The 22,762-nt window shown below is 35.6% G+C and carries 18 protein-coding genes and 1 pseudogene; 16 read left to right on the top strand and 3 right to left on the bottom strand.

Going from position 1 to position 22,762, the window contains the following annotated elements:
• The first annotated feature begins 542 nt into the window (after positions 1-542).
• The 7 genes and pseudogenes from NLJ82_RS05550 (at position 543) to NLJ82_RS05580 (ending at position 6,485) form a co-directional block, all read left to right on the top strand.
• Entirely contained in the window at positions 543-1,076 is a 534-nt protein-coding gene (locus NLJ82_RS05550; protein ID WP_000711253.1) for a hypothetical protein, read from the top strand.
• A 182-nt stretch (positions 1,077-1,258) separates the two neighbouring features.
• Positions 1,259-1,573 (top strand): annotated as a pseudogene (locus NLJ82_RS05555) (L,D-transpeptidase family protein); the annotation flags it as partial.
• Positions 1,574-2,038: 465 nt separating this feature from the next.
• Positions 2,039-2,410 carry a DUF1304 domain-containing protein gene (locus NLJ82_RS05560; RefSeq protein WP_000402494.1) on the top strand — a complete coding sequence of 124 codons (372 nt, stop codon included), beginning with the start codon at positions 2,039-2,041 and terminating at the stop codon, positions 2,408-2,410.
• Positions 2,411-3,044: 634 nt separating this feature from the next.
• Positions 3,045-3,980: a hypothetical protein gene (locus NLJ82_RS05565; RefSeq protein WP_000735179.1), complete on the top strand. Its 936-nt coding sequence runs from the start codon at positions 3,045-3,047 to the stop codon at positions 3,978-3,980.
• 247 nt (positions 3,981-4,227) lie between these two features.
• On the top strand, positions 4,228-4,524 hold the full coding sequence (locus NLJ82_RS05570) for a hypothetical protein (RefSeq protein WP_000606820.1): 297 nt from the start codon (positions 4,228-4,230) through the stop codon (positions 4,522-4,524).
• Positions 4,525-4,597: 73 nt separating this feature from the next.
• Positions 4,598-5,074, top strand: a complete 477-nt coding sequence (locus NLJ82_RS05575) for a PH domain-containing protein (protein WP_001182700.1) — start codon at positions 4,598-4,600, stop codon at positions 5,072-5,074.
• A complete protein-coding gene (locus NLJ82_RS05580; protein ID WP_000278117.1) occupies positions 5,067-6,485 on the top strand; it encodes a PH domain-containing protein in 1,419 nt (472 codons plus the stop codon). The genes NLJ82_RS05575 and NLJ82_RS05580 overlap by 8 nt, the downstream gene beginning before the upstream one ends.
• Positions 6,486-6,651: 166 nt before the next feature.
• Here the strand turns inward: NLJ82_RS05580 and hmoB are convergent, their stop codons facing one another.
• Positions 6,652-7,149 (bottom strand): heme-degrading monooxygenase HmoB, encoded by a 498-nt coding sequence (gene hmoB / locus NLJ82_RS05585; RefSeq protein ID WP_000644059.1) that lies wholly within the window; start codon positions 7,147-7,149, stop codon positions 6,652-6,654.
• Between the two features lie 127 nt (positions 7,150-7,276).
• Between hmoB and NLJ82_RS05590 the strand changes: the two genes are divergently transcribed.
• The 4 genes from NLJ82_RS05590 to hemY all read left to right on the top strand — a co-directional run bounded on the left by NLJ82_RS05590 (position 7,277) and on the right by hemY (position 13,011).
• Positions 7,277-9,394: a transglycosylase domain-containing protein gene (locus NLJ82_RS05590; RefSeq protein WP_000756269.1), complete on the top strand. Its 2,118-nt coding sequence runs from the start codon at positions 7,277-7,279 to the stop codon at positions 9,392-9,394.
• 179 nt (positions 9,395-9,573) lie between these two features.
• Positions 9,574-10,620, top strand: a complete 1,047-nt coding sequence (gene hemE / locus NLJ82_RS05595) for a uroporphyrinogen decarboxylase (protein WP_000252614.1) — start codon at positions 9,574-9,576, stop codon at positions 10,618-10,620.
• A gap of 14 nt (positions 10,621-10,634) precedes the next feature.
• Complete coding sequence (hemH, locus tag NLJ82_RS05600) at positions 10,635-11,570, top strand: ferrochelatase (protein ID WP_000726777.1); 936 nt, start codon at positions 10,635-10,637, stop codon at positions 11,568-11,570.
• A 19-nt stretch (positions 11,571-11,589) separates the two neighbouring features.
• Positions 11,590-13,011 (top strand): protoporphyrinogen oxidase, encoded by a 1,422-nt coding sequence (hemY, locus tag NLJ82_RS05605; RefSeq protein ID WP_001228065.1) that lies wholly within the window; start codon positions 11,590-11,592, stop codon positions 13,009-13,011.
• Positions 13,012-13,050: 39 nt separating this feature from the next.
• Here hemY and NLJ82_RS05610 read toward each other — a convergent pair whose 3' ends face one another.
• Entirely contained in the window at positions 13,051-14,403 is a 1,353-nt protein-coding gene (locus NLJ82_RS05610) for a DUF4026 domain-containing protein (protein ID WP_000453692.1), read from the bottom strand.
• A 240-nt stretch (positions 14,404-14,643) separates the two neighbouring features.
• Between NLJ82_RS05610 and NLJ82_RS05615 the strand changes: the two genes are divergently transcribed.
• A complete protein-coding gene (locus NLJ82_RS05615; protein WP_000279244.1) occupies positions 14,644-17,010 on the top strand; it encodes a DUF6359 domain-containing protein in 2,367 nt (788 codons plus the stop codon).
• Positions 17,011-17,113: 103 nt separating this feature from the next.
• The gene (locus NLJ82_RS05620; RefSeq protein WP_001149499.1) at positions 17,114-17,413 is read left to right on the top strand and encodes a hypothetical protein; all 300 of its coding nucleotides are present in this window, start codon (positions 17,114-17,116) and stop codon (positions 17,411-17,413) included.
• Positions 17,414-17,527: 114 nt separating this feature from the next.
• On the opposite strand, the gene NLJ82_RS05625 is transcribed toward NLJ82_RS05620, so the two are convergent.
• The gene (locus tag NLJ82_RS05625; protein WP_000984138.1) at positions 17,528-18,382 is read right to left on the bottom strand and encodes a hypothetical protein; all 855 of its coding nucleotides are present in this window, start codon (positions 18,380-18,382) and stop codon (positions 17,528-17,530) included.
• A 427-nt stretch (positions 18,383-18,809) separates the two neighbouring features.
• Here NLJ82_RS05625 and NLJ82_RS05635 point away from each other — a divergent pair, with 427 nt between their 5' ends.
• The 3 genes from NLJ82_RS05635 to NLJ82_RS05645 all read left to right on the top strand — a co-directional run bounded on the left by NLJ82_RS05635 (position 18,810) and on the right by NLJ82_RS05645 (position 22,726).
• Positions 18,810-19,382: a TetR/AcrR family transcriptional regulator gene (locus NLJ82_RS05635; RefSeq protein ID WP_000963375.1), complete on the top strand. Its 573-nt coding sequence runs from the start codon at positions 18,810-18,812 to the stop codon at positions 19,380-19,382.
• A 215-nt stretch (positions 19,383-19,597) separates the two neighbouring features.
• The gene (locus NLJ82_RS05640; RefSeq protein WP_000678105.1) at positions 19,598-22,369 is read left to right on the top strand and encodes a YhgE/Pip domain-containing protein; all 2,772 of its coding nucleotides are present in this window, start codon (positions 19,598-19,600) and stop codon (positions 22,367-22,369) included.
• A gap of 147 nt (positions 22,370-22,516) precedes the next feature.
• Positions 22,517-22,726 (top strand): hypothetical protein, encoded by a 210-nt coding sequence (locus NLJ82_RS05645; protein ID WP_000678005.1) that lies wholly within the window; start codon positions 22,517-22,519, stop codon positions 22,724-22,726.
• Positions 22,727-22,762 lie beyond the last annotated feature (36 nt).

Consider the following 22,762-nt stretch of genomic DNA (forward strand, 5'->3'; position numbering starts at 1 on the left):
GAAGGCGGGCTGTTTTTTTATGTAAAGCTGATGGAAAATAATTTTAATTTCATATTTTCATTTTATTAATTCTATTTATTTTAATAATGTTTCTTCAAATATACGATGGTAAGGAGAAATTTTTTTGTTTTTATGAATAGAGTTCGTTCCTAAAACATTTGTTATAGGGACGTTAGTATTCTTTTAAAAGTATTCATATGATGGAGTATAGGTGGTTTATAAATCAGCAGTTTGTATTTATTACAACTTAGGATTAGAAAAGGCTGTATAATCACCCGTTAAATCGCTCATAAACGTAGCAATCGGAAGGTGGATGTGTTTCTTTTCTTAAATAAAATACTGGCAGTAAATCGATAAATATAAGTGAAAATCAGAAAAATGTCTGAAATACGGACAAGGCAATACATATATTCGAGATTGTGGTAAAATAATTGTAGACCAACTTTATCCTAATTAGTAAAATTTTAGATTTCGTTTGTGATATATTTAAGCATTTGTTGTTAAATGTTGTTTTAATAATATATTTATAAGGTGGAATGGTCATGAAAAAGGAAGAATTTTTGTTGTATTCCGAAAATAGAATATTACCAACAGTTATTGAATTAGAAGGAAGATATTATCCTGCATATGCTAGTAAATTACACCCTTTTTGTATAACTACTTTGGGAGAGCATAATATTACCATCACACTTTGTGAGGCACTTAGAATTAAAAAAAAGAAAGAGCCGGTAGAAGAGTTTATGTACAGCGAAATTAGCAATATAGAGGTTTCTGTTGTTAAGAAGCCCACCGCTGTTCTTTTCCTTCCTGGGACTCGAATTAATTTAGACTTAATTCTCAATTTGAAAAATGGAAGACGACTACATTTAGAGTGCGAAACTATACGTGTTTTGCCACAAATCATAAATCTTTTTTCTAAAAAAAGTATAACGGTTAAAGATCCTTTGGATTTAGAACATATTTTTCTGTCTAAAGATTCTATTGAAGATGTCTATGAATATTTAGAGAGTAATCTTGAAAACATGGCTAAGGAAAAAGGAATAAGTATATTTCGATTAAAGCAAACTGAAGATTAATTATACATTTTAATGGATTGGAGAATTTTTAGTGGTTGAGTTTATAGGAAACCTTTTGATTATTTATTTTGTAGTTTAAGACTGATAACACTAATATACATAAATAATAGGATTCCTTTTTGATAATCAAGTGAATTAAATGCTATATAAGAAAATAACGTTGCGAAAGTTTGGAAGCAAAACCAAATCATGTTTGGGTAGATGATTCTAAATCTCCATATTATAATACGCTACAAGAAAAGCCTGTAAGAGGTAGATGGAAGTCAGCTGAAAATATGTATATCCCAGCATATGATTATGGATTCGTAATTAATTATAATACGGAATCACGTACACCATACAAAGGAAGCGCAATTTTCTTCCATGTCTCTACTTCATGGACAGAAGGATGTACAGGTGTAGATAAACAAAATGTGATTGATATTTTAAGGTGGATTGATTCAGGAAAAAATCCTGTTATTATTCAAACACCTGAAAATGAACTGATAAATTATTAAGTTAATAACCTAAAAAATTTAAGTCTACTTTCATTAGTAGGCTTTTTTGTTAAGTATGCAATTTTTGTTTTGTTGGTGTAATCCCATGCCCATAGAGCTAGCAAAATGGATTGCCCCTAAAATAATAAAAATGATATAAAATTTTCGTCTTTGGAGACAACTAATTATTAATTTGATGATTTAGTTGATTTTTTTTGTAGTTATTGAAAAACACCATAGTTTCTAGAGAGTGAACAGGGGTTTTGAATTGATTTAAAGTTGACGGAACAAAATAAAACGAATTGAGCAAAAAAACTTGCAAAACTAAAAGAGGAGTTGTATATTAATTGATGCGTCAAATATTGATGTATCAATTAATGTTTTAATAAGTAAGAAGGAGGAATTTTCGAAAACGTGTTATTCAGACGATGTCGGATTTTTATATAAGCTATAAGATTAAAGCGAAGATAGAGGGGGCACAATACTGTGGAAATAATCGCAGCTATTTTAGTCGGGATCGTAGCATTAGAACATTTATTTATCATGAGCCTCGAAATGTTTTTTATGAATTCAAAAGTCGCAAAACGTGCTTTTAAATTACCGGAGCATTTAGAAGGAGATCGAAACGTAGCTATTATGTTTGCAAACCAAGGTTTATATAATGGATTTTTAGCCGTTGGTCTCATTTGGGGACTTATACTTGGTCTCAATTCAATTGGTTATATGGTTCAATTATTCTTTGTAATGTGTGTGGTAGTAGCAGCTCTGTTCGGCGGTTTCACATCTAATAAATCAATTATTGTAAAACAAGGACTTCCAGCTATATTAGCGTTGATTGCCCTTTTAATTGTGATATAGAACTAAAGCGTTTGTATAAAAGAACTCATTTTTGAAAAATACGTTATTCTTTCTTCCTATAGGCTCATAGGAAGAAAGAATAGCGTATTTTTTCTTTTTAAGGGGGTATATCCTTCAATTTAATCAAAAATGTAAATTCTTTTTTAGCGCGATTGTTATGAAAATACGTATTACATTAAGGATTGGAACCGGATTAACGCTTTAAAATATAGAAAGTGGGGAAAATAATGTAAAAAAAACTATTGTATGTTTAAAAACCATGTGTTACATTTGTGTTACAAAATAGTTACAAACTGTAACTTATATTGCAGTTTGTTTTCTTTTTGTTTTTCGGTATGTTACAAATCGGAGTGTGTATCAAATCGTCAGAAGATATATGAAGTTCAAAAGTTTTTCTATGTGTATAAGAGTGTGTGTAGTAAAGAGCTTGGTGAGAACTTTGCGCACATTATTAAAATTCCTTTCTGTCTTTAAAAGAAGAAAACCAAATATTTAGGAGTTTTAAGTAATGATAGTAAATGAAATGTACTTCCTTTCCCGCACATAAAGTACATATTTACGCTCAGTCTAATTACTACACAGACTTTTATACATATAAAGCTATTGTTTTAGGGGATATATAGGAGGAGAAAAAATGAAAAAGTTATTAATGGTAATTGGACTTACATTTTTAATGTTAGCTGGATGTAGTAATGGGAATTTTGACAAAGTAATGGATGAAGGAAAGACCGCGTTAACGAATAAAGAGTATAAAAATGCCTTATCATCATTTGAAAAAGCACTAGATGAGAAGAAAGATGATTCAGATGCAAAGGTGCTTGTAGAACAAACAAAAGCAATGATTGAAGCTGTGAAGTTAAAAGAAGAAACAAAGGTAGAAGAATCAATCAAGTCATTTGAAAAAGTAGAGAACATGAAGGATGGAAATAGTACGTTAGTAAAACAAGCGAAGGAAGAACGAACAGCATTATTAGCTATCGTCGAACAAAAAAAGAAGTATAGCGAGCAACTAGTGAAAAGTGAAGAGTTAATAAATAAGAAAAATTACGCAGAAGCGAAAGATATATTAAATAAGCTAGTTTCAGAAACAAAAGATAACAAAAATCTTGAAGAATATAATAAAAAGGCTTCAGGATTAATTACTAAAATTGGTGAAGCAGAAAAGAATGCAACGGTAGCGAAGGCAGAAAAAACTAATGTAGCAACGAATCAAAAGGTAACAACAGAGAAGCCTCAAAAGGTAGAAGCAGAAAAGAACCAAAAGGTAACGGCAGAGAAGACTCAAAAAGTAGAAACAGAAAAGAACCAGAAGGTAACGACAGAGAAGAACCAAAAGGTAGAAACAGGAAAGACTCAAGATGCATTTACTTTTGAGAAAGCGAAAGAATATATTAAAAATGAATATAAAGAAGACTATGATTATACGCTAGAAAATACGCAAGTAGAGAATGGAAAGAAATATTATCAAATTAGAGTGCGTACGACATATAAAATAGAAGGCGCAGCTGGATCAGGATTTACTGGCGTATTTAAAGTATTTGAAGATGGTACAATTGTTGAAGTGCACTAAATTAATGGAAAGGTATCCTCAAAGTGTTTGAGGATACCTTTTTAGCGTAAAAAAAAGCATCTAGCAAAAGTACTAGATGCAAATAAAAACACAAGGGAAGACAAAATTCTTCCCTTTTCCCGTAAGTAATTATATCAAAAAATTTATAAAAAACTAGCTTTATTTTTAATATAATTGATGTGTGAAGCTATGAAAGTATAAGATTACACTATTTTTGTAGTGTTTTGTTAAAAAAGGAGCTGTATATATGATTAATTTTAAACCAGAAAATTTGAACCAACTATTAAAAGTAATGTTAATTAGTGCCAATAAGTCTTATGATGCGATTCAAGATTATGAATATACAGGAGAAGCGGTAGTATTCCGTGTAGACTTCGAATATGTTGACGTTTCTCTTATGATTGTGGATATGTTAGGAAGATCGGCGGCTAGATTTAACATTTTGCCATTTGCTAAGCCAGATACGAATGAGATAGATTACATTCAGTTTCAAGTGTATTCGATTAATGAAGGGAATTTTAAAGAAGTAATGGATACGATGTAAAAACTATAATTTTACAAATATGTATATACCAACTAATATATAAGTAATACATTCATATAATTGGAGTGATGAAATGCAGCCGTTAGAAAGGGAGATTCATTCTAATATGCTGAAAGTGTGGCGAATTCACGCTTTAATTGGGGCGGCAGTTATACTAGCAATCGTAATTGCGTATTTCTTTTTTATGATTAATTTTAATTGGTGGGGTTGGCTGTTCGGATTGTTAGTAACAGGCGCTATTACATTTATCCCGCTTGATTATTTTGTATTTCCAAATTTACGTCAACGCTATTATAGTTACAGATTAAATGAAGAAGAAATTGAAATTCAAAAGGGAATGTTCGTTGTAAAACGCGTACTTATTCCGATGATTCGTGTGCAACACGTAACAATTGAACAGGGCCCAATTATGAGAAAGTATAATTTAGCAGAATTACATATTTCAACAGCAGCAACTTCTCATAGTATTCCAGGTTTAACGAAAGAAGAAGCAGAGCAGCTGAAAAAACAAATTGGAGAACTTGCGAAAGTGAGTGATGAGGATGTATAAAAGGCAACATCCGATTACGATTTTATTAGGTATTCGAATTGCGGGTTTGTTGCCTTTTATTTTTCTTGTTTTATTTCGATCAGATGGTGAAGTAGAACCATGGTATTTCTTGCATCTTGTTCTTTTGGCTCTATTATTCATTATGGCTATTTTCTCAGCGATAAAATGGTATTTCAAAGTGTACTGGGTTGAAAATAATATTTTACATATTAAACATGGCGTCTTTGTAAAGAAAGAAAGTTACTTAAATAAAGAACGTGTGCAAAATATTAGTACGTCTTCTAACATCATCTATCAAATACTTGGACTGACGAAATTAAATATTGAAGTAGCGGGCGGCGGGACTGAGCCAGAAGTGATGTTAGCTGGCATTAGAGAAGAGGAAGCGAAGGAACTAATTGCCTTATTACATAAAGAAAGAAGCGTTGTGAGTGAAGAAGCGCCAGCGGCAGAAGGAAGTAAGACGGTTTATCAGTTAGCTACGAAAGAAATTTTAGCAGCATCTATTACATCTGGCAGATTTGGATTAGTGTTTTCTATGTTAGTCATCCTTTACACAGAGTTTAATCAATTTCTACCAGAATGGCTTATCAATAAAGTAGAAACGTATGTGATGGATAACGGTGTATATGAATTAATCGTTATGGCGGCGATTTTAATGGCAGTGTCGTGGGTCATTTCAACAGCAGGTTATGCATTAAAATATGCGAACTTTAAAATTGAGCGAAACGGAAATGAAGTTCGCATCGTGCAAGGTTTATTTGATAAGAAAGAGTTTGTTTTAAAATTACACCGTATTCAAGCGATTACGGTGAAAGAAGGCATTCTTCGTCAGCCTTTCGGTTATTGCTCTGTCGAGGTGGAAGTCATTCAAAGTATAGAAACGGCAGGAAATGAAGTGATGTTACATCCTTTTATGAAGAAAAAAGATGTGCAGCAGTTACTCGCATATTTACAGTTGCCGTATGAAATGGAAGCGGAAATCGTTCATTTACCGAAAGCAGCATTACGTCGTTATGTCATCATGGGCTGGATTACAAGTGCCGTACTCGCTGTGCCAATCATAGGTGCGAGTATATATTTTAAACAAAATATTGCGTTATCCACTCTCATACCACTATGTATTATATTTACGTTACTTGCATACGCGCGGTATACAAGTAGTGGTTATATGATACGAGACAATCAGTTAGTCATGGTATACCGAGGACTCGCGAAATATACAGGAATCATGCGAAGAAGGCATGTGCAAGCAGTCGAATACAGTCAGTCGTATTTTCAAAAGAAAGACGAGCTATGTGCAGCTGTCGTATCAGTAGCGGGGCATCCTTACAAAGTGAAACATATGCAAAAAGAAGATGCGCTTCGTATATATAATTGGTACAAAGAAAAAGGAAACACCGGTGTGTAACGGTGTTTCCTTTTTGTGTCGTCATTTGTCGATAAGTCGATATTCTTTGTCGAATCGTCGATATATTGAAAAAATCGTTGATATATTCGAAAAATCGCCGATATATTCAGAAAATCGTCGATATAATTTCACATACCGTGACCTTCAAACTTCGAACTCCAAAACCCTAAACTAACACATCAAAAGTAGTCACGAAAGACGGACGAGAGAAAATACTCTTTTGCTGTTCTGCATGTGGATGCGCCGGAGCTTGTCCTTCTGCTTGTGCGGGGCGTTTTTTATGAGCATTTTCGAATGAACGTGATTCTGTCCAGTCTTTAAAGTTTTGCTCTGTTTCCCACATCGTTAAGATGACGTATGTATCGTTACTTAATGGGCGTAGAACGCGGATCGCTTGGAATCCTGGTTCGTTTTCAATAAGGCCTGCGCGGTTTTTAAAACGGTTTTCAAATACTGGGCGACCTTCGTCTGTTACAGAAATGTTGTTACAAACGATATAGCCAGGCTGTCCTTTAAATTCTCCAACAGCGTCTAGTACATCATACTGAAGTGATCCTTCTACAGATTCTTCTGTATTTTCTTTATAAAACATATTTTTTTCATCATTTTTTGCAGTGAAATGTGCTTGTTCTAGAGGTGTTTCGTATGAAATAATAGCCTTCATTTTAATGCCCCCTTACTTATTTGTTTCTATTATATCAACTCTCTTAAAAAACTTCGAAGATTATATACATAAAGATACTTCTTTTTCAAATAATAAATGTACCATCATTTGGAAAGAAGGCCGATGTATGAAGAAAGTAAAGTGGACTTTATTAGGTGGGTTAGCAACGCTTGTACTAGCGATTGTCCTTTATAAACTAATTGTGTTAGCTGGTGGCTATATGATGGATGAAAAGCAGCTCGTTTTCCACTCTTCATCACGTATCGTTGACCAGAAAGGGAAAGAAATTACGAAATTATACGTAGAAAATAGAGACCTCGTACCAATCGAACAAATTCCAAAATACGTGCAGCAGGCGTTTGTTGCGGTGGAAGATTCTCGTTTTTATGAGCATCAAGGAATTGATTACCCGTCTATATTTCGTGCTCTTTATAAAGACACGTTAGCTGGAGGGAAGGTCGAAGGCGGCAGTACGATTACGCAGCAACTTGCTAAAAACGTCTTTTTAACTCGTGAAAAAACATTTACGCGCAAGTTGAAGGAAGTCGCAATTTCCCTTCAATTAGAGCAAAAATATACGAAGCAACAAATTCTTGAAATGTATATGAATCATATTTATTTTGGCCATGGAGCTTACGGTATTCAAGCAGCAGCAAAGTTATATTTTAATAAAAATGTAGAAGATTTAACAGTAGAAGAAGGAGCAATGCTTGCAGGTCTTCCGAAGTCGCCAAACGGTTATTCACCTTATTTTTCTCCAGAGAAGAGTAAAGAACGCCGCGATCTCGTATTGTCACTTATGCATAAACAAGGCTATTTGACTGCCGAAGAAAGCGTACGTTATCAAGGAAAGACAATCGCTCTCTATAAAAACTTAGATGAGAATGAGCTCGCATATATGCCGTATATTGATATGGTCATAGATGAAGCAGCACGTTTATACGGATTGTCTCATCAAGAAGTGCTTCGCGGAGGATATACGTTTGTCGTACCGATGGATGAAAAAATTCAAAAGGTAGCATATAACCAGTTTCAAGATGCAAGGAATTTCCCTGGGAAAGAAGAGGGAGCGCAAGGTGCTTTTTTATTAATGGATAATCGTACAGGCGGCATTAAAGCGGCGATTGGCGGAAGAAAGTACGTTCCGAGAGGGTTCAATCGTGTTTTTGCAAAAAGACAGCCCGGTTCTGTGCTAAAACCACTTATCGTTTATGCGCCAGCACTCGAAACGAAAAAGTATAATCCGTATTCTTTATTAAAGAATGAAAGACATTCTTTTGAAGGTTATGAACCTCGAAATTATAACCATGAGTATTCGAAAGAAATGACGATGTACGATGCGATTGTAGAGTCAGCAAATGTACCAGCAGTTTCTTTATTAAATGAGTTAGGGGTAGAAGAAGGAAAGCAATATTTAGAGAAAGGAAATGTTCACATTGCTGATGCTGGCTTAAGTACAGCGCTTGGCGGATTGAAAAATGGTGTTTCAACATTTGATCTTGTGAAAATGTACCGTGCGTTTTTAGCAAATGGTGATATTATTGAGCCGCACGTTATTGATAAAGTGTTAAATAGACACGGCGCAGTCATTGGAGAGTCGCCAAAAGTAGAAACGAAAATTTTCTCGAAACAAACGGCTTGGTATATGACGAAAATGTTAGAAGGAGTTGTAAAGGAAGGGACAGCGAAAGTCGGTGTATATAGCGGGGCGTTAGCTGGGAAAACAGGTACAACTTCCTTACCAAATGACGATAATGGGGCGAGGGATATGTGGTTCGTTGGCTATACGCCAAATTTAGTAGGCGCTGTTTGGATTGGTTATGACCGCATAGATGAAGAGCATAAGTTGCAAGGAGAAAGTGCATCAGCAACAAAATTGTTTAAGAAAATTTTAACGAAAGCAAATGTAGAACAGAAAGAGCAGTTTAGGAAACCAGAAGGTGTGGAAACAATCGGTGCTCCAATTCGGCTGCGCAAGATTGAAGATGTGAAAATGAAATTAGCATTTAGCCCTTTCGGTTTATTTAAAGCGAAATTAAGCTGGACACCACTTCCAGATGAAAGAATTATGTATCGTATTTATAGAGTGGAAAATGGAATTCATACGCATGTAGGTACTGTAAATGGTGCCGGGGAATATGAGGAAAAGTTCGTTAACATCTTTTCAAAACCGAGTTTTTACGTTGTGCCATATAACACACAAACGAATCGCGAAGGAGAAAAGTCAAAAGTAGCTAAACCATAGTTTTTCTCTGTGTTATAATAAGAATGTTGTGAAAATAGTAAGCGTTTTTAAGAATGTTTGTGTCAATTTAATGAACAACGTACATAATATTATGCATTTTGTTTTTACAAGCTGTATAGTAAAAAAAGATAAATATCGAACGTATTCGAAGCATTGTGGTAAGGAAGGGAGCTAGGGTCTTGGTAAGAACTATAAATGAGACATTTTTAAAAGCATGTAGGGGGGAACGTACTGATTATGTACCAGCGTGGTATATGCGTCAAGCAGGTCGTTCGCAGCCGGAATATAGAAAGATAAAAGAAAAGTATTCTTTATTTGAAATTACACATAATCCAGAGTTATGTGCTTACGTTACAAAACTGCCAGTTGATCAGTATAACGTAGACGCAGCAATTCTTTATAAAGATATTATGTCACCACTACCTGCAATTGGTGTGGATGTAGAAATTAAATCAGGTATTGGCCCAGTTATTGATAATCCAATCCGTTCTTTACAAGACGTAGAAAAACTAGGGGAAATCAATCCAGAAGATGACGTACCGTACATATTAGATACAATTCGTTTATTAACGACTGAAATGCTAGACGTACCGTTAATCGGTTTTTCAGGAGCTCCATTTACGTTAGCGAGCTATATGATTGAAGGCGGTCCATCTCGTAACTACCATAATACGAAAGCGTTTATGTATGCAGAGCCGAAAGCTTGGTTCGCTTTAATGGATAAGCTAGCAGATATGGTTATTACATATTTAAAAGCGCAAATTAACGCAGGAGCAAAAGCAGTTCAAATTTTCGATTCTTGGGTTGGAACAGTAAACGTAGCAGATTATCGCGTATTTATTAAACCGGCAATGGAGCGTATTTTTGCAGAAGTTCGCACGATGGGTGTACCGATGATTATGCACGGCGTAGGAGCTGCACACTTAGTAAATGAATGGCACGACTTACCGCTTGATGTAGTCGGTTTAGACTGGCGTTTACCAATTGAAGAAGCACGTGCACGCGGCGTTCACAAGGCGGTACAAGGTAATATGGATCCTTCGTTCTTACTTGCACCATGGTCTGTTATTGAAGAACATGTAAAAGGTATTTTAGATCAAGGGATGAAACAGCCGGGTTATATCTTTAACTTAGGTCATGGTGTATTCCCAGAAGTAAATCCAGATACATTAAAACGTTTAACTACATTTATTCATGAATACTCTAAAGGGCAGTTAGCGAAGTAAAGGAGAATTGTTGTATGAAAAAGAAAATTGGTTTGCTTGTAATGGCATACGGAACGCCATATAAAGAAGAAGATATTGAACGTTACTATACACATATTCGCAGAGGAAGAAAGCCAAGTCCTGAAATGCTAGAAGATTTAACAGAGCGTTACCGTGCAATTGGTGGTATTTCTCCTTTAGCTACTATTACATTAGAGCAAGCTAAGAAGTTAGAGAAGCGTTTAAATGAAGTACAAGATGAAGTCGAGTACCATATGTATCTTGGCTTAAAACATATTGAACCGTTCATTGAAGATGCGGTGAAAGATATGCATAACGACGGTATACAAGATGCAATCGCACTTGTTCTTGCGCCGCACTATTCTACGTTTAGCGTAAAATCATACGTTGGACGAGCACAAGAAGAAGCTGAGAAACTTGGAAACTTAACAATTCATGGCATCGATAGCTGGTATAAAGAACCGAAATTTATCCAGTATTGGGTTGATGCAGTGAAAGGTATATATAACGGTATGTCAGACGCAGAACGTGAAAAAGCAGTATTAATCGTATCAGCTCATAGCTTACCAGAAAAAATTATCGCAATGGGCGATCCCTATCCAGATCAATTAAATGAAACAGCGGACTATATTGCAAGAGGCGCTGAAGTAGCAAACTATGCAGTAGGTTGGCAAAGTGCAGGAAACACACCAGATCCTTGGATTGGTCCAGATGTACAAGATTTAACGAGAGAACTAAATGAAAAGCACGGTTATACTTCATTCGTATATGCACCAGTTGGATTTGTTGCGGAACATTTAGAAGTTTTATATGACAACGACTTTGAGTGTAAAGTGGTAACGGATGAAATTGGCGCGAAATATTATCGTCCAGAAATGCCAAACGCATCGGATGCATTTATTGACTGCTTAACAGATGTTGTAGTAAAGAAAAAAGAATCTGTACTGTAAGAAGAAAGGGGGAGCCTGCTTGAGGAAAAAAGTTGTGATCATCGGCGGAGGCATCACTGGATTAACAGCAATGTATAACTTACAAAAAAATATTCATGAAAAAAACTTGCCGATTGATACATTACTGATAGAAGCATCGGGTAAACTTGGCGGAAAAATTCAAACCGTTCGAAAAGATGGATTTACAATTGAGCGCGGACCGGATTCTTTCTTAGCACGAAAAGAAAGTGCAGCTAGATTAGTGAAAGAATTAGGTCTTGGCGATGAACTTGTAAATAATGAGGCCGGTCAATCATTTATCCTCGTAAACAATCGGTTACATAAAATGCCGAATGGATCAATGATGGGAATTCCAACGCAAATTACGCCGTTTCTATTTTCCGGGCTGTTCTCCCCAATTGGTAAACTAAGAGCTGGTTTTGATCTATTAATGCCGAGGTCAAAGCCAGTATCTGACCAATCACTCGGGCACTTTTTCAGACATCGCCTCGGAAATGAAGTGGTTGAAAATTTAATAGAACCATTACTATCGGGTATTTATGCAGGGGATATTGATGAAATGAGCTTAATGTCAACATTCCCGCAAATGTATCAAATTGAGCAGAAACATCGCAGTATTTCACTCGGTATGCGTACGCTCGCTCCGAAAGAAGAGAAAGCTGAACCGAAAAAAGGAATCTTCCAAACAGTGAAAACAGGTTTAGAATCTATTGTAGAATCTCTCGAAGCAAAGATGCATGAAGGTACGATAATAAAGGGAACTCGCATTGAAAAAGTTGCAAAACAGGGTGATGGCTATACGATTACTCTTAGTAACGGAAAAGAAATAGAAGCGGACGCGGTCGTAGTGGCAAGTTCACATAAAGTATTGCCATCTATGTTTGCACAGTACAAGCAGTTTCGTTTCTTCCGCAACATTCCGTCCACATCAGTTGCGAATGTAGCAATGGTTTTCCCGAAATCAGCCATTCAGCGAGATATTGATGGTACAGGATTTGTTGTCTCTCGAAATAGTGATTACACAATTACAGCATGTACGTGGACGCATAAAAAGTGGCCACATACAACGCCAGAAGGAAAAACGCTTCTTCGATGTTACGTTGGACGACCTGGTGATGAAGCAGTTGTAGAACAAACAGAAGAGGAACTCGTTCAGCTCGTACTAGAAGACTTACGAAAGACGATGGATATTACAGAGAATCCAGAGTTTACAGTCGTAAGCCGTTGGAAAGAAGCAATGCCCCAATATACAGTAGGCCATAGCGAGCGAATGAAGAAACTCACAACATTTATGGAGAAAGAGTTGCCAGGTATATACTTGGCAGGTAGTTCTTACGCTGGTTCTGGTCTTCCGGACTGTATTGATCAAGGTGAGAGGGCTGCAAAGCGTGTACTCTCTCATTTGGAGAAAGTAATGAATACGGAATTAATCGCACAGTAAAGAGAAACGCCTTCAATCATATTGAAGGCGTTTTGTTACTTATTCACCAATAAACATATATAAGTTATTTGGCTTTATAACGGCATCTCCTGCATAAATAACCCACTCTGTTAAGTTATCAAAATCTAAATGATAACTATTTCCTTCACTCATATCTTCTATAAAATATGGTTCATTAATGAGTATTCCTTGAATAAAGTCTTCCGTAATGTTTTGCATTTCAAACCACATATGTTCGCTTTTACCCTCTTCATAGGAAACACCAAACTTAGCGAGGAAACGAAAATCTTCATTTGATTGTTCAATTTGAAAAATGTTGCTGAAATACCCGAAAGTATTTTTTGCATTGTAAGCCATACGAGCCGTTTCACTATTTGTTTTATAAAACATGAGCCCTGTAGCTTCCTCGTGTTCTTTGAAAAAGCTTTCGATACATTCTTCTGAAGTATCAAATTTGAACAAGAGAACAGATGGCGATTGATGGTATTCATCTCGGTCATCCATCCCGCCTAAGAATGTGTTTTGTGCATCTATTGGTTGTAGCTTCACTTCTTCATTCTCAATTGAAGATAATTGATCTATACTCGTTTTATGCCCAATATAAGATAAGCCTTTCTCCCATGGAACAGCTACTGTATGTATAGAACCTTGCTGACTATGTGCGATAACGATAGGCTCATTCATAGGGACTTGGCCATTCTCAACGGTATTATTAGCAAATGTTTGAAAGAGGTCACCAATGCCGTAGTAGGAAGAAATGCGATTTGGAATAATTAATTCTATTTCTGTTACGCCCGCTCTTAAAAGGCCGTGTGTATGAAACCAATATTGCGTAGGCTCGCCTTCTTTATCGTCTTCATAAACGGAATGAATAACGTACAAGTCAGGAATGTCAGGTAATAATTCATTTTCAACATGATATTCAATATAGCTTCTAGATATCACCTTCATTGCTGCACTTGAATCAATTACAAATAACAAATCTGGCGCAAGGTTCCATAAAAACTGTAACTGCTGGAAAAAGCAGTCCAGCACATCGCCTACAAATAGCGTACGGGTGAAAATTTCAGTCCCGAAAGCCGCATCTTCAAAATTACGATCTACGATTGTAGAATCTTGTCTATTGTACAGTTTATATTCTTCTGGGTCATTGGCCTCATCAATATGCAGTTCATACGGTATGACATTTTCATCGATGTGTAACTCAACAATAAGGCTTGTCTCATCACTATAAACAATTTTTAACTCATCAACTTTAGTAGCGATAGTTTCTAGCCGTTGTTTTAACTTCTCAATTGTAATTCTAGTCGGTATAACAGCAATCATATCTGAAAAATGACGTTCTAATGTTCCATTCATAGCTGCGCGGTATGTTTCTGTCTGTACTTCCATCCAATCACTCCTATTCAAATGAATCCATTTTACATGCCAATTAAATTTCGATATTTCTGTTTTTTCTCTTTCATATTATAAAACGCATTCGTATAAGGTGTAAAATTATTATTTTGTATTATAGTTTGAAAGCTTGTAAATTAAATAAATTTTTTGTAAAACTTGTCGAAATATCATTCTATATAACGAATCATTTGATATGATAGACATGCTGAGAAAATATGAAATAGGGAGAGGGAAATGGCTGTGAAGAAATTGTTAAGTGTCTTTTTATCATTCATACTATTGCTTTCATTTACTGGAACTTTAGTACAAGCAGAAGAAACGACTTCTATGTCAGTAGAAAAAGCAATTCAAGTATTTAAGCAGCAAGGGAAAACGAAGGGGATAGTGGAAGGATATATTGTCGGATATACGCAAAGTCCTTCGAAATACACGAAAGATCCGGCTAAGTTTGATGATACAAACGTAGCAATTGCTGATTCGCCAAATGAAACGAATCCAGACAAAATCATGCCTGTTCAGTTACCAAAAGGCGATGTGAGAGCGGCAGTAAACGTGAAAGATCATCCTGAAAATATCGGGAAGAAAGTTAGTTTAACAGGGACGCTTGAATTATATTTTAGTAGCACAGGTTTAAAATCAGTAACAGCTCATAAGTTTCAAGGAGAAGGACAAAACCGTGTTAGCGATGTAGTAGCGTCGCCTAGTGGCGGAGAAATTGCGAAAGGAACAGCAGTAACGTTAACAACGAATACAGAAGGAGCAACAATCTACTATACGTTAGATGGCTCTAACCCTACAAATAAAAGTGTTCGTTATAACGGACAAATTGTAGTGAATGAAAATAGTGTGATTAAAGCAATTGCAGAGAAAGAAGGGCTTACTTCTTCAGCAATTTCAACATTTTCATTTGTTATCGTAAACAATGAACCAGTTCGTATTCATGATATTCAAGGAAAATCACATATTTCTCCTTACAACGGGAAGAAAGTATACAATGTGGAAGGCGTTGTAACAGCGCTTGATAAAAATGGTTTTTATATAGAAGATAATCAGCCAGATAATGATCCAGCTACTTCAGAAGGTATGTATGTGTACAAAAAGGATGCGAATGTAGCAGTAGGAGATCTTATTCAAGTTGATGGAGTAGTAGAAGAATATGTTGGACCTGGATATGCAGAAAGGTTTGACACAGACTTAACGACGACGGAAATTAAAGCGAGCCGCGTTGCTGTAATCGCAAAAGATCAAGTTTTACCAGCACCGATTGTACTTGGAGAAAACGGTGTGAAAATTCCTGATCAAATTATCGATAATGATGCATTTGGTTTATTTGATCCAAATGAAGATGCAATCGATTTTTATGAAAGTATAGAAGGTATGCGCGTTACGATGCCAACGCCAAAAATTATTGCACCTCAGAAAAACGGGAATTTATATGTAACAGTGAAAAATGGCGGAAATAAAGTCGTAACGAAATATGGCACACCTGTATTAGATGAAAATCAATTAAACCCAGAGCGTCTTTCTGTAAAAGTACCTCGTGATTATGTAGCAAAAGTAGGAGATACTTTCACTGGAGATATAACAGGAGTAGTCGGATATGATTACGGTGCGTTCCGCATTGCGCCAATAACGGAATTACCATCTGTAGTAGACGGTGGATTTAAGCAAATAGGAGCAAATATTCAGCCGCGTCTTGATAAGTTAACGGTTGCTACATATAATATTGAAAACTTCTCGGCGAATAAAAAAGAAACAACAGATGAAAAAGTAAAAGCGTTAGCGTATTCTATTAAATACAATTTAAAAATGCCGGATATTATCGGTGTAGAGGAAATGCAAGATAATAACGGAACGGTTAATGACGGTACAACAGATGCTTCGTTAAGCGCAAAACGTATCATTGATGCAGTGCTAGAAATTCGCGGGCCAAAGTATGAGTATGTAGAAATTGCTCCGAATAATAATTTAGACGGGGGAGCACCAGGCGCTAACATTCGCGTCGGGTTCTTCTATAACCCATCACGCGTGAAATTAGCGACAGTACCGAAGTTGCTTGATAAAAACGTTGTCCGTATTGGAGACGAAAACCCATTGTTTGAAAGTACACGTAAACCGTTAGCGGCAGAATTTACGTTCCAAGGGCAAAATTTAGTTGTTGTTGCAAATCACTTAAACTCAAAAATAGGAGATGCAACACCATTTGGAAAAGTACAGCCGCTCGTATTAAAAAGTGAAGAAAAACGAGTTCAATTAGCACAAGAAGTAAACAATTTCGTACAAGGTATTCAGAAAAAGAATACGAATGCACCAGTTGTTGTGTTAGGGGATATGAACGATTTTGAGTTCGCTAAACCACTAAAAACATTAGAGGGAACAAACTTAAAAAATATGTTAAACACAGTGCCAAAAGAGAACCGCTACACGTACATCCATGAAGGAAATGCACAAGTGTTAGATCATATTTTAGTAACAAACAACATCGCACCGCACACAATCGTAGATCCATTACACTTAAACTCAAACATTATGAAAGAACACGGACGTGTAAGTGACCACGACCCAGTACTTGCTCAAATTGATTTGAAGAAAGCTTCTTAAATAGTTGAGAAAGAGCGCTTAGAGATATACTGAGCGTTCTTTTTCTGTAAAAATCATGTTAAAATTATTTAAAAATTCAGTATTATTAACGAGGAGGTTGAAGATGCAAGCATGGTTAAATGGAAAATTAATGAATCAGCTTGCAATTTTTTTTAGTACAATCGTCATGCTTCAATTTGTAGCGGAGGTAATAGGACTTACGCAAAGTTTAGATATTACATATAACTTAATACATACAGCGGCATCTTATATAACATTTAGTTTGGCAGTTATTTTTACTTTAATTGGCGCAAGAAGAGAATTAAGTAAATATGCAATTATTTCATTATGTTTAGTGGTAGGTATTAAAGCGATTTATTTTGTAGCGGTCGTTATTTTATGGGGATTGGCTGGTACGCCGTAAAGGGGAGGGTGATGATATGAATAGTGAAAATATGCGATTGATACATGTAAATGATAATAAGAGCGTAATTCTCTAATCTAAATTAGGGAATTACGCTCTTATTCGTTCAATGATTTAGTCTGAAATTACTTGAAACGCTTTTCTACACCGATCTCTTCTTTGCAGTCTTCTTCTATATTTTTTTCTATCCCGCTTTACTCCTTGTATATACATAAGTAAGCTAACGAGAAGGAAGAAAGCACATTGCATCGTTAAAATGTACGGTGACATGCCTTGCAATGGTTGCTTTGGGTCATATAAATGAATAGGTGCTCCGCCTATTGTAGGGAATATTGTATTTAGCAGGACGTACGGAATGGAGTTAACTGCAAATGGAAATAGAATCGCCATATAGTCCTTTTGTGACCATGCAGATGCAGCGAGTCCTAAGAGGGCCATTAAACCTGCAAATAAAAAATTAATTCCGATATATACCGTAATGTAAGTGAGAGGCGCATCTAAATATAGGTTTGCGAACATTCCATCATCATTTATGATGCCTGAACCAGCTATAGGTTCTCCGTCTGGAATTGTTAATTTGCAAAATAATAATGATAAGATGAACGGAAATGTATAAAGAAATCCTCCGCAAAAAAACGTAACGATATATTTCGTTATTGAATAAGGAAATAACGAAATTCCTTTACTTACGAACGGTTTAAAACCATCTGACTTATCGGAATTGTAACTTGTACTAAAGGGGAAACTCGCAATAACTGGCATTAATAATAAATAAACATCCATTTCATTATCACGAAATCCAATCCATTTTATATCTGTTGATATAGGTCCGCCCGCAGCGTTTCCTAAATAACGAATGACATAATAATAATGATAAATACAAATAAGAACGAATCCACTAAACAAAATAATTAAAGAAACACGATTACAAAAAGCTTGCTTTATATTTAAACGAAGTGCACGCATCATGACTGAAAAAGCCCCCACTGATTATTAGTCTTCACCAATCGGACTTTTATGGACAGCCCGATCCCCACCTAAATTCTTTGCTTTCGCTGAATTTTGAGGTGGGGTCTTACTGCCCGTTAAAGTCGGATAAACTTGTCTATTTTCTATATTACTATTAAATGTAAAGATTTTCTTGTTTTTTTATTTGATTATTTGAAAAAAGAGAAATTTGTTGTTTGTAAGTAAGGTTTAGCTGTATATCTCAAGAACACCTTTTCCTTTTCTCTTTTCTTCTGATAAACTATGGAAAGTATGATATAACTTGACTGAAATTTTTTATGATGGAAATAATAAAAAAGAGAACTTGTATAGAATGTAAGCGTGTGGTAATATCAAAGATGTACTAATTGACTATATTATCCAATTGGTCATTTTTGGAGGTGACGATGTGGCGATAGATCGAAAACGTTCTATTATTGAGGCTGCAACAAAGTCTTTTTCAGCATTCGGTTATAAAGCAACAACGATGGATCAAGTAGCGAAGTTAGCGAATGTAGGAAAAGGAACGATTTATACTTTTTTCAAAAATAAAGAAGAGCTATTTGGCGAGATTATTTCTAATTTAATTACAGAAATGAAGCAAGTTGCAGAAAATGCAATTCGTTCAGATGTTTCATTTTTTGAAAATGTACATAGAGCATTATATAGCATATTAGAATTCAGAAAAGAACATCAGCTCATGATTAAGTTAATTCAAGAAGAGCGCGATATGGGAACGAAAGAAGTACAAGAAGTGATGCAACAAGTAGATGTGGAAATCGTTTCTGTCATTCAATCGTATTTAAAGATTGCGATTGATAAAGGTGAAATTAGCAAATGTGATCCAGAAATTACAGCATTTATTATGCTTCGCTTATATGTATCGCTTATTTTTGATTGGGAAAAAAATCATGAGCCGCTAGAAAAAGAAAAAATTGCAGAATTATTTGAACTTTATTTATTAAAAGGATTGTCAAACTAAGATAATCCTTTTATTATTATAAAAAAGTGACCAATTGAACAAAGTGGTCATATATTTAATTTAGGAGGGATAATAGAAATATTCACTTCATAGTAAGGAACAGTTGCATAGTATAAATTCGGGGATAAGGCATATGTATGAATAGGTATAGCCTTTTTGTTTGGGTAAAAATGACTAAATGAACAATATAGTCATTTTAAAAAGGGGGATAAATGATGAAAGGAAATCAGTTACTTCGTAAAGAGTTCACACAAATTATAAAAAGTAAAAAAATATTAATTCCAATTATCGCGGTTTTATTCGTACCGATTTTATATGCAGGCATGTTTTTATGGGCCTTTTGGGATCCGTATAAACAGTTAGATGATTTACCAGTTGCGGTAGTCAATTTAGATAAAGGTGCAGTGTTTGACGGAAAACCAATTGAGGTCGGAAAAGGGCTCGTTGATAATTTAAAAGATAATACAAGTTTTAAATGGGAGTTTGTAAGTGAAAAAGAAGCGAAAAAAGGAATGGAAGGTAGAAAGTATTACATGTTAGTACGCATTCCAGATGACTTCTCAAGTAACGCTACAACATTATTAAAAGATGAACCGAAACCATTAAACTTAGAATATATTCCAAACGAAAGCTTAAACTTCTTATCTTCACAAATTGGCGGAACAGCCATTGAAAAAATTAAAGGTGAAGTAGCAAGTACGTTAACGAAAACATATGCAGAGAAAATGTTTGATTCCATTCAAGACGTCTCAAAAGGATTAGCAGATGGGGCGGAAGGAGCAAGTAAACTACATGACGGATCAAGTGAGCTGCATGATGGTTCAAGTAAAGTAACAGATGGCCTTCATACACTTCAAGGAAAGTCTGGGGAGATGAAGGATGGAGTAGGGAAGCTATTTGATGGATCTGGGAAAGTGACAGTAGGTTTAAATACGTTAAATGGCAAAACAGGTGAGATGCAAATAGGTATTGGAAAATTAGTAGATGGGTCAGGAAAAGTAACGAACGGTTTAAATACGTTAAATAGTAAAACAAGTGAGATGCAAACAGGTATCGGAAAATTAATAGATGGATCCGGAAAAGTAACAGCAGGTTTAAATACGTTAAATAACAAAACGGGTGAAATGCAAAAAGGAATTGGCGAATTACATGATGGATCTGAAAAAGTGACCGGTGGTTTGAACAAATTAGTAAGTAAATCCGGTGAATTACAAAAAGGAACAACGGATCTATCAAATGGTATGGGAAAACTTGCTGAAGGGCAAAGTCAATTAGAAAAATGGTCTCAAGAGATTCAAAAGGGATTGCAAGATTTAAATAGTAATGTACAAAAATCTGTTGCAGGATTGGGGGAAATGCAGTCGAAAGGCCCTTCTATATTGAATACAGTAAATGAGAAAATAGATGGTGCTGGGGCGAATGTAAATCAGTTAAATGAGCTTACGCAATCAACAGAAGAAGATGCAAAAAATGCAACGCAAGATGTAGCGAATTTACAAAAGCAAATTGAAAGTTTACCGAAAGAATATCAAGAGCAGTTACAACCATTCATAACAAGTGCTGTAAAAAGTACAGCGACAGTTCAGCAAAAAACTACTGGAGTAGCAGGCGGAACAAATAAATTAAATGAAGAAGTAAAACAATTAAAAGGCGAAATAAATCAAAAAACAGGGGATGGACAAAGCAAACTGCCGAATGCAGCAGAGTTACAATCCTTAACTGCTGGTATTGAACAATTATCTAGTGCACAAAAAGGGTTTGTTGAAAAATTTCAAGGATTTGGTGTAAAGTTAAATGTTGCTAAAGAAGGCGCAAATAAATTTAAAAATGAATCCGGTCAATTAATTGATGCGATAAATCAATTAGCAGATGGCTCAGGTAAAGTAACAGGCGGTTTAGGAACTTTATCTGCAGGAGCAAATCAAATGGCAGGTGGAGTAAATCAATTAGCAGATGGCTCAAGTCAAGTAACAGGCGGTTTAGGTGCATTATCTGCAGGAGCAAACCAAATGGCAGGCGGAGTAAATAAACTAGCAGATGGTTCAAGCCAAGTAACAGGCGGTTTAGGTACATTATCTGTAGGAGCAAATCAAATGGCAGGTGGAGTAAATCAATTAGCTAGTGGCTCCGGTCAAGTAACAACAGGCTTAGGTGCATTATCAACTGGCTCAACCCAGTTAATCGACGGAGTAAATAAACTAGCAGACGGTTCCGGGAAAGTAACGGATGGCCTTGTAAAAGTAAACGACGGTTCAGGTGAACTTGCTGAGAAACTAGGCGAAGGGGCAGAGAAAACGGGTGAAGTAAAAGGAACGGATAAAACGTATGATATGTTTGCAAGCCCTGTAAAAGTGAAGACAGAGAAAATGGCGGAAGTTCCAAACTACGGAACTGGATTCACACCGTATTTCTTATCACTCGGTTTATTCGTTGGGGCATTACTATTATCAATCGTATATCCATTACGTGACACAGTTGGTGTTCCAAAATCAGGGTTTAGCTGGTTTATTAGTAAGTTTGGCGTATTACTATCAGTCGGTATTATTCAAGCAGTAGTAGCTGATGTCATATTACTGTTCGGATTAGGTGTAGAAGTACAAAGTATTCCGTATTTCATACTCTTTAGCATCGTTACAAGCTTAGCGTTTATCGCGTTAATTCAATGTTTAGTAACAGCATTCGGTGATGCAGGGCGTTTCATTGCCATCATCACATTAATTATTCAGCTTACAACAAGTGCCGGAACATTCCCACTAGAATTAATTCCAAAGTTTTTACAACCATTCAATGCTTGGTTACCAATGACATACTCTGTATCAGGATTAAAAGCAGTCGTATCAAGCGGAGACTTTGACTTCATGTGGCAAAACATAGGAATACTCATGATTTTCATCGTTGTGTTATCACTTGGAACAATTGCTTCATTAACTTGGATGCATAAACGACAGTTTAAAAATATTGCTGAAAATCAATCGGTTGAAGCGTAGAAAAAAGCACCTTTTTGGTGCTTTTTTTATTGTAATACAGGGCATCTTTTTTGTAGTTCGGATATGAATCTTTCTAAAAACTATAGAAACGAAAGAAAAGGAATTACAACAATTTACAGAGAAACATAGAGTAGAGGAGCTGATACGATGAAAGGAAATCTTACTTATTATTTTATCTTAAATCCGCTAATCATCTTTCTTGTTTACGCCCTTTCACCTATCTTGTTTCATAAAGAAAAATATATAAATATGAAAGATGCACTAGGAATACTTACAGTTTACTATGTACTAATTAGCGGGTATTACCTTATGGATGTTATAAGTAAAAGAATGAAGAAAAATAGTAAGGACAAATAAAAAATCAGTACATAAAAAAACGATGGAGGACAAAAA

This window comes from Bacillus paranthracis (genome assembly GCF_024296885.1).
Taxonomy (GTDB): domain Bacteria; phylum Bacillota; class Bacilli; order Bacillales; family Bacillaceae_G; genus Bacillus_A; species Bacillus_A paranthracis.

Excerpts from the sequence above, each read along its gene's own strand:
- NLJ82_RS05565 (WP_000735179.1), top strand. The coding sequence starts at position 3,045 with ATGAAAAAGTTATTAATGGTAATTGGACTTACATTTTTAATGTTAGCT.
- NLJ82_RS05610 (WP_000453692.1), bottom strand. The coding sequence starts at position 14,403 with ATGGAAGTACAGACAGAAACATACCGCGCAGCTATGAATGGAACATTA.
- NLJ82_RS05570 (WP_000606820.1), top strand. The coding sequence starts at position 4,228 with ATGATTAATTTTAAACCAGAAAATTTGAACCAACTATTAAAAGTAATG.
- hemH (WP_000726777.1), top strand. The coding sequence starts at position 10,635 with ATGAAAAAGAAAATTGGTTTGCTTGTAATGGCATACGGAACGCCATAT.
- NLJ82_RS05550 (WP_000711253.1), top strand. The coding sequence starts at position 543 with ATGAAAAAGGAAGAATTTTTGTTGTATTCCGAAAATAGAATATTACCA.
- NLJ82_RS05645 (WP_000678005.1), top strand. The coding sequence starts at position 22,517 with ATGAAAGGAAATCTTACTTATTATTTTATCTTAAATCCGCTAATCATC.
- NLJ82_RS05580 (WP_000278117.1), top strand. The coding sequence starts at position 5,067 with ATGTATAAAAGGCAACATCCGATTACGATTTTATTAGGTATTCGAATT.
- NLJ82_RS05575 (WP_001182700.1), top strand. The coding sequence starts at position 4,598 with ATGCAGCCGTTAGAAAGGGAGATTCATTCTAATATGCTGAAAGTGTGG.
- hmoB (WP_000644059.1), bottom strand. The coding sequence starts at position 7,149 with ATGAAGGCTATTATTTCATACGAAACACCTCTAGAACAAGCACATTTC.
- NLJ82_RS05640 (WP_000678105.1), top strand. The coding sequence starts at position 19,598 with ATGAAAGGAAATCAGTTACTTCGTAAAGAGTTCACACAAATTATAAAA.
- NLJ82_RS05615 (WP_000279244.1), top strand. The coding sequence starts at position 14,644 with ATGGCTGTGAAGAAATTGTTAAGTGTCTTTTTATCATTCATACTATTG.
- NLJ82_RS05620 (WP_001149499.1), top strand. The coding sequence starts at position 17,114 with ATGCAAGCATGGTTAAATGGAAAATTAATGAATCAGCTTGCAATTTTT.
- NLJ82_RS05590 (WP_000756269.1), top strand. The coding sequence starts at position 7,277 with ATGAAGAAAGTAAAGTGGACTTTATTAGGTGGGTTAGCAACGCTTGTA.
- NLJ82_RS05625 (WP_000984138.1), bottom strand. The coding sequence starts at position 18,382 with ATGATGCGTGCACTTCGTTTAAATATAAAGCAAGCTTTTTGTAATCGT.